We start from the raw sequence: 8,272 nt of genomic DNA on the forward strand, positions 1-8,272 counted from the left end.
TTTGATCATCGTTTTGTCTTCTTCACTTTTTGTTGCTCTTGTAATCAATCCTGTATTGACCGCACTATTCATGAAGGTGGAAGACGTGACCAAAGTAAAACCAAAACAAAAATCGATTCTAGTTGCAGGCATTTTCTTAATTCTATCCACATTCTTTTATTTGGTTGGAATTACTGCATTTGGGACTCTTTTATTGGTGGCTTGCGTATTGACTTTATTTAATGTTTTTGTTCTTAGAAAAGCAATTCGATGGTTCCAGACTGTATTGTTGGTGAAGCTTGAAAATTTCTATGGTACAACATTGGAATACGCTCTAAATGGTAAAAAACCAATTCTATTCTTTGGAGGGACAGTTTTATTGCTGTTTTTCTCCCTTGTTTTACTGGGTGTTAGAGCCCCAAAAATTCTGTTCTTCCCTGATAATCAACCCCAGTTAGTGAATGTTTTTATTGAGTTTCCAATAGGAACTGATATTGAGGCAACGAATGAGTTTGTTGATGGTATGGAGGATGAATTGATGATTGCCCTCGATGATTATAAGGATATTCTCGAGTCTGTAATAAGCCAAGTAGGAGAGGGCACGGGCGATCCGCTAGAAGGGCCAAGTAATCAGCCCACACCTCACAAAGCTAAAATCACCATAGGTTTCGTGGATTATATCAACAGACAAGGGATCAACACCAATGAGGCAATGGAGGTCATTCGTCAGTTAGTGGAAAAATATCCTGGTGTATTGATAACTGTCGATAAGCAAAGAAATGGACCTCCCACAGGAAAGGCTGTTAATTTGGAGTTTGTTGGCGAAGATTATGAACAATTGATCGCCTTTGTAAATAAAACACGAGAGTATATCACAAACTTAAATATTCCGGGAATTGAAGAGCTCAAGTCTGACCTTTCTTTGGGTAATCCTGAGGTAATCTTAAATATAGACAGAGAAAAAGCCAGAAGATTTGGATTGTCAACTTCTGAAATAGCAAATGATCTGAGAACGGCTTTATTTGGTTTGGAAGTCTCAAAATTCAAGGAAGGTGAGGATGATTATCCTATCCAATTGAGATTGAAAGAAGGGTTTAGATATGATATCAATACGTTGGTAAATAAGAAGATTGGATTCAGGGATAAATTTGGAACCAAACGAGAAGTGCCAATCTCAGCTGTTGCTGAAGTTAAATACGGATCAACTTATGGATCTGTGAAACGAAAGGATTTGAATAAAGCCATTACTGTTTATTCTAACGTTTTGGATGGCTATAATCCGACTGAAGTTAACGCCCAAATTCAAGCTGCGCTTCAAAATTATGATGTACCTGATGGAGTATCTGTTAAGTACACTGGAGAGCAAGAGGAGCAGCAGAAATCTATGGAGTTTCTAATTGGAGCTTTGGGGATTGCAGTTTCTTTAATCTTCTTGATTATAGTCGCTCAGTTTAATTCTGTGACAACTCCATTTATTATAATGGCATCGGTGGTATTGAGTACGATAGGCGTGTTTTTAGGTCTCGTAATATTCAATATGGACTTTGTGGTAATCATGACAGGTATCGGAATTATTTCTCTTGCAGGGGTGGTTGTAAATAATGCGATTGTATTGATTGACTACACCAATTTGGTGCGAGAGAGAAAAAGAGATGAACTGGGAATGGGGCCAAAAGACCATTTACCTTTTAATTTAATGATAGCAAGCATCGTAGAATCTGGTAAGACCAGACTTAGACCAGTTTTATTAACAGCTATTACAACTGTACTTGGTTTAATTCCATTAGCGATAGGAATGAATATCAATTTTGGAACATTATTAAGTGACTTTGATCCACAATTCTACGTAGGGGGAGACAATGCAGCTTTCTGGGGACCAATGGCCTGGACCGTGATTTTCGGGTTAACCTTTGCTACCTTCCTCACGTTAGTAATCGTACCAGTCATGTATCTCTTGGCCGACAAGTTAAATATGCGGCTAAAGAAGATTAAAGCATGATTGTTTTAAGGTTGGTGGTTTTTTTTATAAAACCTCCGGGGTTCTATCCCGGGGGTTTTTTTCATTTTTAGGACAGTTTGGTTCAGCCTTTCCTCCTAAAATTTGTTAATTTTGTTAACCCAAAAAGAGGTGTAAGATGAATGAGTTAAAATGGTATGTGATGTATACAGCATCACGTTCCGAAAAGAAAGTAGCCGCCAGGTTAAGAGAAAATGGGAAAGAAGTTTATCTGCCGATCATTGAGGAGTTAAGACAATGGTCTGATAGAAAAAAGAAAGTAGAAAGACCTTTATTTAACGGTTATGTTTTTGTCAAAACAACCAGAAACCAACTTTGGGAATGTCTTCAAGTGCCAGGGGCTGTGAAATTTGTTCATTTTTCGGGACAGCACGCTACCATTCGTGATGAGGAACTTGAAATCATTGAGCGGATTATTGAAACCGGCGTTGCAATTGAATCAGATGGAAGTATTATTGAGCCTGGAGAAAAAGTAGAAGTAATTGGTGGAGCTCTTCAAAACATGACCGGCGAAGTAATTGAAAAAGGCAATAAAGATTATTTCTTGATTAGAATTCCTAGCATTTACCAAAATATGCTGGTTAGTATTCCAAGGAAATTTTTGCAACCAATAGGGAAAGTTAGTTGAAGGATTGGCTAATCTCTCTCATTAGAATATTTAAACCCTAATTTTTGATCAGAAATATCACCTTTTCGATTCTTGGCTTTGGGAGTAGGATAATGCTTTCTTTTCAATTAATGTAATTGACTTGTGGAAGTTTGAAATTGTCTTGACAGTTAAAAAGTGGCCCATAAAAATACCCCCAATAAGGTTATAAATTATTGGGGGTATTTAATTTAGGATAATTCTGTTTAATCAATTCTTGGGTAAAGATATCTTCTATAAACAATTTGAACTTGACCTAAATGGTCACCAAATCTATTAAAACCTACATTTCCATCCATATTATCTGTAAAGGTTAACATTAACGTGCCTTCAGCAGCAATGTCGGAATAGGCACCAAGCTGAAAGCTTAATCCGGCTCTAAAGGGTAGATAAGCTGTGGCTAAGTTAGATTTTTCTGGAACTTCATTCTCATCGAATGATTTGGTCTGCTTGGTACTGGTATACATAAAACCAAATCCAAATCCTCCATATAGGTTGGCAAAACTTCTATTCATATGGTTTGAAAATGGCATCAAGTTTACGCTTGGCATCACATCAAAATAAATTGCGTTTCCTTTTGCTGTAAACGAGGAATTATTGGCTGTCCAAAATTCTTTGACATTTGAACTTGGGTTCCCACCACTAGAAATCCCTTGGATTCCGGTAGTTGCTCTTAGATCAAAAGTTGGAGTTAATCTTTTGGTATATGCTGCAGAAAATGAAGGTCTAAATTCAAAATTAAAAGAGCGGTATTGCCCACCATTGTCTATATAGGCGAAAGAAGGCCCAAATCCTATTGTCAAAATCTGGTCTCTTGATATTTTTTCCTTGTAGAAATTTTGAGCAGTTAAGTTACTCGTTACAAACAAAGAAATTAAAAAAAAGCTAACTGAAAGTAATCTATGCATAATGAGGGTCCTGGAATTGTGGTAAAAGACTCAGGATCGATTGCAAATTCGACAACAAATATGCCAATCCACTACAAGACTTCAAATCAATAACTAAGATTTTGAAGAATTATTGTTTGAACCCTCTTCTGGATTAATTGTTTTCAAATGCTTTTTGAATCTCTTCTTCGGTGGCTTTAAGCTTTGTTCTACAAGCTTTCATAAGTTCAGAAGCCTCTTTAACCAATTCAGACAATTCGTCGATACTTTTTTTACCTTCCTCTAATTGAGCTAGAATTTGCTCCAAGCGGCTCATTGCTTCTGTGTATTTCAAATCTGTCATTCCTCCTCAATTTGGGTAATTTTACTACTTATTTTTATACTTGATGTATGTGTGATCATTTCATCTCCAAGATTCAGTTTGACAAGATGAATGGGGATTCCTTTTACTTCAGTTTTGGTATATCCTCTTGCCAAAATAGAATTTGGATCTAATCGGGAAAGGGTTTTACTTAAACTTTCCAGCAAGTCTAATTCTTTACTGAGTTTATGTTGGGTCTTTTGGAAAAGTTCTTTTTCTAGAGAAGCCAATTTAAGGTTTTCGAGTTGAAAAATATTTTTTGACGCACTCTTTATTCGATTCAAATTTGAATCTAGTTTCTCTTTCTCCCTACTAATTCTTGTATTACAATAAACCTGAATTCTATGACTGTAATTTTGTAAGCCACTTGATTGTTCTTGCAATTGAAGTCTGGTTGCTCGATCTAATCTCCTTAGGTTAATAGTGAGCATTTCATCAAATTCTCTGAATGCAGAAAGAAGAAATTCAGCAACTGCAGTAGGTGTTTTTAATCTTGTATGGGCTACTAAATCTGCGATGGTTTCATCTCTCTCATGACCAATTCCTGTAAAAACAGGAAGGCTACAGTTAGCAATTTTTAAAGCCAATTGATAGTCATCAAAGCAATCTAAATCCAATTGGGCTCCCCCTCCTCTAATGATAATTATGGCTTCAAGACCTAATTTTTCTTTACTACTTTCTGCCAAATCTATGGCTTTGATCAAATTAGAGGCCGCCTCATTCCCCTGCATTAATGATGGGAATAATTTATGGTAAACTTTATAGCCTCCAGAATTGGATTCAAGCTGATTAATAAAATCACCATAACCTGCTGCAGTAGAACTACTGATGATTCCAATTTTTTGGATGACAGGAGGCATTTCATGAAGACTGTTTAAAGTCATCATTCCCTCTCTAGTCAATCGATCAATCGTTTCTTGTCTTAATCTTGCTCTTTCCCCCAAAGAAAATGAGGGATCAATGTCTTTGACATTTATGCTAAGTCCATATAATGGGTGAAAATTAATAGCTACTTGAGCCAAAATTTTCATTCCGTTTTTTAAACCTGAACCTGTGATAGATTCAAACTTTGAGGCGATAGCTCTATAGGTAAATTGCCAAAGGTTTGCCCGAAGTTTCGCCTCCACTTTATGACCAACCTTTTCGACAATTTCAAAATATGCATGCCCTTGAGGGGAAAGACGAAAATCAGAAATTTCTCCGATTACCCAATAAACCGGATCCAACTCAGTTTCAATAACCTGTTGGATCAACTGATTTAATTCTGAGATAGATCGGGCATTATGCATTAAGCTGGATTGGATTTTTGGTATAGGAATTTAATCTTTTGATTTAGTTCAAGGCTAGCCCGAAGCATTGGTAATCTTAGCTGGTCTTCACAGATTCCCATATGCATCAATAGATTTTTTACTCCAGTAGGATTTCCTTCTTGATACATGTATGGATTGATTTCCAAAATGGAAAAAATGGCCTTCAGACTTTCTTTTTCCGAGCCATGACAAATTGCTTTGAAAGTTGCCGGTAAAGCATTTGCTAGAACAGAGATGACTCCCGATCCGCCGATGCTGTACATGGCTTTGGTCATTAAATCGTCTCCCGAGATTAATAAAAAATCTTTTGGCTTATCTGCAGCAATCTGCATGCATTGTTCAAGATTCCCACTTGCCTCTTTCATTCCGATGATGTTGGGATGATCAGCTAATCTTAAAGTAGTAGCTGCAGTCATATTGGACATCGTTCTCCCTGGCACATTGTACAAAATAACGGGTATCGGGCAATTGTCAGCAATAGCTGTATAATGAGCAATAATCCCCGCTTGACTTGGTTTATTGTAGAATGGACTTACAGAGAGTATCGCCGAGATTCCTGTGAAATCTGTTGAGCTTATGTCGTTTAAAACATTTTGGGTATTATTTCCACCTAAACCATAAACCACCGGAACTCTACCAGCATTGTATTCCAGGCAGGCTTTCAGAACTTGTTTTTTTTCTGAAGCCGTCAAAGTTGCTGTTTCTCCAGTAGTCCCTAAAACTACCAAATAGTCGACTCCACCATTGATGACATGATCAATAAGTTTTTTCAATCCTGAAAAATCAATTGAGCAATCATCATGAAAAGGTGTGACTAACGCTACTCCTGTGCCTTTAAATTGGTTCATGTGAAATAATATAGGTTTGGGGCCTAAAGATAATGGGATGAGAGGAATTGACATTCTGTTTTGTAAAAAAATGGATGGAAGGCCATCGATCAATTACAAAACACTTCTGAAAGGAAATCAATAGAGTTGCTTATCAAAGTCTTTAGTTTTTATTCTATCATTTTCAAAAACTCGGCTTCAGAAATCATTGGAATTCCCAATTTTTGAGCTTTTTCTTTTTTACTCGGTCCCATATCCTCCCCTTCTATAATGAAATCAAGATTTTTGGAAACGGAGGAAATGTATTGACCTCCATGTGCTATAATTGCATCTTTGATCTCATCTCGTTTGAAATGGGCTAATTTTCCGCTTGCCAAAATTCGTTTTCCTTCTAAAGAATTTCCAAGTTGGCGATTTTCGTCGTGCTCAATTTCGAATTTCAAACCAAATTGTTTTAGCCTTGAGATAATCTCTTTATTTTTTTGTTGGGCAAAGAAATCCTGAATACTATGGACAAGCGTCTCTCCAACTCCATTGATATCCAGGAGTTGTTCGCTACTTGCGTTTTCAAGTTTCTCAATTGTTCCAAAATGTCTTGCTAAAAGTTGGGCTGTATTTTCTCCGATGTTTCGGATGCCCAATGCAAACAATACTTTTTCGAAAGGCTGGTTTTTTGATACAGCAATACCTTCCATCATGTTAGAAATGACACCATCTTGGAAGGTATTTGCTTTAAGTTTCTTGATTCGATCAGTCAACTCCTGACTTAAATCCAGATTCAATTTCAAAAGAATACCATGTACGGTTCCTTCTTTTTTGCTGACTTCCAATACTTTCTGAAAATCAACTTTTCTACTGAGAAATAGGTCTAAAACTACCGCGACGGGAACGTAATCCTCTAATTTTGGAAGCTGATGTTCTTTAAGATTCGTGATCAGATAATCGATCATTGTTGTATTGGAAGGGACTTTTTTCTTCCATTTCCTGATTTGATCCTGAAAAACTTTTAATGTTTCGGCCAATGGAAGTTCTGTATGCTCGATCAGAAAATCATGAATCTGTTTGTAGGAGATTTGCTCAGTCAGCGCAAAGAGTGCTTTTTCCAGGGTAATATAAAGTATTCCATCTCCTTCGGATTCATATTGATCCTGAGACATTTCCAGACCAAGGAGTTCGTCTTTTCTTGCTTCCAACTCATAAATATCTGCTGGGTTTGAAATAAACCCTTGGTCAATCAAAGCTCGGATTCGCTCTGTTCCCATAGAGTCAATATCCATTGCTCGTTTGGATACAAAATGCTCAATTCTGCCTAATACTTGTGGAGGACAGGATTCTGAATTTGGACAATAATGCTTGGCTTCACTTTCCTTCCGCTCTAGTTCGGTTCCGCATTCAGGGCAATGTGTAATATAGGCGACCGGTTTTGAATCAGGTTTCCTATTATCGTGATTTACTGCGGTGATTTTTGGAATGATTTCACCCCCCTTTTCCACAAAAACAAAATCACCCTCATATAAATCCAATCGCTCAATTTCATTGGCATTGTGAAGCGAAGCCCGTTTTACCGTCGTGCCTGCTAGACTTACTGGGGAAAGGTTTGCAACGGGAGTAATTGCACCTGTTCTTCCTACCTGATAAGTAATAGATAATAATTCGGTCTCAGCGCTTTCTGCTTTATACTTGTAGGCGATAGCCCATCGTGGATTCTTGGCAGTGAAACCCAATTCCTCACGCTGATCGTAGTTATTGACTTTCAAAACCACCCCATCGGTATCTACAGGCAGAGAAAATCGTTTTTCTTTCCAGTCTTCAATGTATTGAATGACTTCCTGAATATCATTTACTTTCCGGTAGGTCTGAGAAACGTTAAATCCCCATTTTTCAATTAATGCGATTGCATCTGAATGGGTGTTGACACTGAGTTCATCTCCGAGCAACTGATAAAAATAGCAGTTCAACCTTCGCTTGGCGACCACTGAAGAATCTTGCATTTTTAGCGTTCCGGAAGCTGCATTTCTAGGGTTTGCCAAAAGCGCGTCTCCTGCCTCATCCCGTTCAGCATTGATTTTCTGGAATTCTTTCAACGGCAGAAAAATCTCACCACGCACCTCGAAAGTTGCAGGAATATTTTCTCCTTTTACTTCCAAAGGAATGTTGCGAATCGTGCGAACATTGGCAGTGACATCATCTCCCCGGTATCCATCGCCTCTTGTGACAGCTCTGAGCAAGCGGCCGTTTTCATAAA

General features: G+C 37.7%; 7 protein-coding genes. 2 read left to right on the forward strand and 5 right to left on the reverse strand.

All coding sequences use genetic code 11. From position 1 onward, the window contains the following. Positions 1 to 1,978 (forward strand): efflux RND transporter permease subunit (locus Q0L68_RS12500; protein ID WP_296703624.1); only part of this gene is annotated, 1,978 nt, incomplete at its 5' end. A gap of 136 nt (positions 1,979 to 2,114) precedes the next feature. Continuing rightward, positions 2,115 to 2,624, forward strand: coding sequence for a UpxY family transcription antiterminator (locus Q0L68_RS12505; RefSeq protein WP_296703626.1), 510 nt, complete (start codon positions 2,115 to 2,117; stop codon positions 2,622 to 2,624). 224 nt (positions 2,625 to 2,848) lie between these two features. On the opposite strand, the gene Q0L68_RS12510 is transcribed toward Q0L68_RS12505, so the two are convergent. The 5 genes from Q0L68_RS12510 to ligA form a co-directional block, all read right to left on the reverse strand. Beyond that, the gene (locus Q0L68_RS12510; RefSeq protein ID WP_296703628.1) at positions 2,849 to 3,550 is read right to left on the reverse strand and encodes a hypothetical protein; all 702 of its coding nucleotides are present in this window, start codon (positions 3,548 to 3,550) and stop codon (positions 2,849 to 2,851) included. Positions 3,551 to 3,683: 133 nt separating this feature from the next. Further along, positions 3,684 to 3,872 carry an exodeoxyribonuclease VII small subunit gene (xseB, locus tag Q0L68_RS12515; protein WP_296703629.1) on the reverse strand — a complete coding sequence of 63 codons (189 nt, stop codon included), beginning with the start codon at positions 3,870 to 3,872 and terminating at the stop codon, positions 3,684 to 3,686. Beyond that, a complete protein-coding gene (gene xseA, locus Q0L68_RS12520) occupies positions 3,869 to 5,179 on the reverse strand; it encodes an exodeoxyribonuclease VII large subunit (protein ID WP_296703630.1) in 1,311 nt (436 codons plus the stop codon). The genes xseB and xseA overlap by 4 nt, the downstream gene beginning before the upstream one ends. Next, positions 5,179 to 6,048 (reverse strand): 4-hydroxy-tetrahydrodipicolinate synthase, encoded by an 870-nt coding sequence (gene dapA / locus Q0L68_RS12525; protein WP_296703633.1) that lies wholly within the window; start codon positions 6,046 to 6,048, stop codon positions 5,179 to 5,181. The genes xseA and dapA overlap by 1 nt, the downstream gene beginning before the upstream one ends. 149 nt (positions 6,049 to 6,197) lie before the next feature. Next, positions 6,198 to 8,272 (reverse strand): NAD-dependent DNA ligase LigA (gene ligA, locus Q0L68_RS12530; RefSeq protein ID WP_296703635.1); only part of this gene is annotated, 2,075 nt, incomplete at its 5' end.

The sequence above is a fragment of the Algoriphagus sp. genome, assembly GCF_024642405.1.
Lineage (GTDB): Bacteria > Bacteroidota > Bacteroidia > Cytophagales > Cyclobacteriaceae > Algoriphagus.